The organism is Pseudomonadota bacterium, assembly GCA_018242545.1.
Taxonomy (GTDB): domain Bacteria; phylum Pseudomonadota; class Alphaproteobacteria; order 16-39-46; family 16-39-46; genus 16-39-46.
Window position 1 is genome coordinate 1 of record JAFEBT010000106.1, and the last position, 2,596, is coordinate 2,596.

At 35.8% G+C, this 2,596-nt stretch carries 4 protein-coding genes; 2 read left to right on the top strand and 2 right to left on the bottom strand.

Annotated elements, in window-relative coordinates; genetic code table 11:
* Positions 1–251: PD-(D/E)XK nuclease family transposase (locus JSS34_08700; GenBank protein ID MBS0186375.1), on the bottom strand; the 251-nt coding region annotated here is incomplete at its 3' end.
* Positions 252–503: 252 nt separating this feature from the next.
* Between JSS34_08700 and JSS34_08705 the strand changes: the two genes are divergently transcribed.
* The gene (locus JSS34_08705; GenBank protein ID MBS0186376.1) at positions 504–764 is read left to right on the top strand and encodes a hypothetical protein; all 261 of its coding nucleotides are present in this window, start codon (positions 504–506) and stop codon (positions 762–764) included.
* Positions 719–1,795 carry an ISKra4 family transposase gene (locus JSS34_08710; GenBank protein MBS0186377.1) on the top strand — a complete coding sequence of 359 codons (1,077 nt, stop codon included), beginning with the start codon at positions 719–721 and terminating at the stop codon, positions 1,793–1,795. Before JSS34_08705 ends, JSS34_08710 begins: the two co-directional genes overlap by 46 nt.
* Before the next feature lie 3 nt (positions 1,796–1,798).
* On the opposite strand, the gene JSS34_08715 is transcribed toward JSS34_08710, so the two are convergent.
* Positions 1,799–2,596, bottom strand: a 798-nt coding sequence (locus JSS34_08715) for a hypothetical protein (protein MBS0186378.1), incomplete at its 5' end; no start/stop codon positions are given.

Genomic DNA, 2,596 nt, shown 5'->3' on the forward strand with positions numbered 1-2,596 from the left:
GCAACTTGCATTTCTACAATATAGGTATTTCCCTTTTCATCCTTACATAAAATATCCACAATGCTGGTCTTTTTAGCGGCTGTTACTGGATCTTGATTAGTTTTTAAGAAAGTGACTTCTTGAATTTGTCCATGATCCTTGAAGGTGATCATATCATTGAGAAAATGAATGAGGATATCTTTGTTTTTCTCTGTACCAAAGATTTTCTTAAAAGCTACATCATTTTTGGGATCAAGGAATTTAGAGAACATTTTATTTTCCTAAGGGTTTTTTAACCTAAGAAACGGGAATTTCAAAAGGATAAAGTAAAGCACGCTTCTGAAATCAAGATGGCGTCCATTTATCGTCTTCCTTCGCCGTTTCCATTTGTTTATCTTATCTAAGTGCGCATAAAATTCCAAATTAAAAATAATGGATTGCCTAAGGAGGGGTGTAAACAAAACCGTTGGTAAGATTTTCATCGATAGTGCATAAATATTTTCTTTTAACAAAAGGAGATATTTATGTTTGAAGAAGAAGAAATGAATCAGATATGCACTCGCCTAAAAAATCACCCAGAAATGTTAAAAACCATCAAAAACCTTTTAGATATTACTGAAGGAGTTAAAGGGATTGAAATAGCTGATGAAGCTGAATTTGCTCTTATTCCTGAAGTAAGAGGTTTAGGAAAAAAATGTCTCGAAGATTGGGCAAAACAGCAAACACAGGATAAGGAGGAATTGGCACGAGAAAAAAAACTAAAGCTGCATTCAAAAAAAAAGTAAATTGGCATACGACATTTGGACAGGTAACTACAGAGGAGCGATGCTTTATCGAAGAAAGAAAGTTGTTCAGACCATTTTCTAGATCGTCTCAAGTGACAGGTAGAAGCTATTCATTACCATTAGAAAGAGCTTTGACAGACTTTGGAGCAGATGTTCCTTTCGGAAAGGTAGTGGAGAAGATGAAAGAACATTATGGAATTGATGTTCCTTCCTCGACTATAAGATTGATAACAGAAAAGCATGCTTACAAGATAATTGAACTAAAAAAAGTTGGAGAGGCCAGGGAGGAAATTTTAATTAGTGAAACAGATGGAAGCATGGTTCCGATAGTAGAGATTGATATTGCTAAGGGTCAGCAAGATGCGAGAAAAGGAAGAAAGATTAGTTGGAAAGAAGTAAAACTAAGCTTTGCCAGAGGTAAAGACAAGGTAAATCGATACTATGCCGGTATAATCGGAACAGCTGAGGAAGCAGGCCAAAAGATGTTAGAGTGTGCAGTTTTAGCTGGAATGAAAGAAGGAACTTATATTCATGCCGTTGGTGATGGCGCTCCATGGATAGCAGAACAGGTAAAATTAAAGTTTTGTAATCGTTCTGATTATTTAATAGATTTTTTTCACTTATGTGAATACTTATCTGGAGCATCAATATGGTGTGATGTATTTGAACCCAAAAAATGGATGGAAGTAAGCAAGGAAAAGCTAAAGACAGGGAGACATAAAGAAGTATTTGAAGAGATAGCAGCTAAATATGCCTCTTTAGATAACCGAGATGAAGATAACGGCTTAACAAGATGCTATAGGTACATGGAAAAGAGAATAGATTATATGAATTATCAAAAAGCATTAGCTAATGGGTTACCGATTGGTTCTGGTGAAATTGAAAGTAGTCATAGGCATGTGGTGCAGAAAAGACTAAAGATTGCGGGAGCATGGTGGAAAGTAGAAAATGCAAATGCGATTCTTAATTTAAGAATGAGTAGATTAAATGGCTACTGGGAAACATACTGGACTTCCCAAAGAGCAGCTTAAAGATTACCAACGGTTTTGTTTACACCCCCCTTCTTTTAAATAATTAAGAAGTTCTTGATAAAACTGATCCAAATTGGCATTGTAAAGTCCATTTAGATTAGCATGAATGATAATTTGGAGAATTTGAGATTTTACTGCCCACATCTCTTTAAGGGCTGTCTTATAAATGGGATCTACTGCACTTTTAGGAACAAGTATAGGAAAGATTTCCTTCCCCTCTGAAATTAGGCGAAAAATTTCATTCAAGTAAGTTAATGTTTTTCCAGTACCCATTTCCCACGCCAAGACAGGATAAAATTTATTGAGACGGAAAAATTGATGAAGATAATCGGCAGCCTTAGCTTGATAGGGTTTAAGGCAATCGAGGTAGGTCCATGGTGTTTGCCCTGATTGATTGGGAAGTTTTGGTTCATAAAAATCAAGGCGTTCTCCTTTAACAATGACACTATAAAGCTGGTTTTGTTTTTTTACTTTTTCCAACATGCCGTCAAGGCTTTTTAAAGATAAAGCATGTAAAAGATCTAGACTCGAATAATCCATGGACGCTGAAGTACTTACGTGATTGGAATTAGTTATCCTAAGACTAGACTGACCCTCTGGTTGCTGGACAGTTGGAGGAACTGACTTGGCCTTGTTAAAATCAATAGCATGAAATAAATTTTGGCTTCGATAAACTATTTGTTGAGTACTAGGCACAGGTACAGGACTATTAAGAGGCTTTAATTTTTTTTCCGGAGGTTTTTTTTCAGTTTTGTTGGGTTTGAGAAATGGGGCTTCTGGATTTTTAACCTCTTCTTTATT

What these genes read in the sequence shown, in the direction of transcription:
- JSS34_08705 (MBS0186376.1), top strand. Translation starts at nt 504, where the DNA reads ATGTTTGAAGAAGAAGAAATGAATCAGATATGCACTCGCCTAAAAAAT.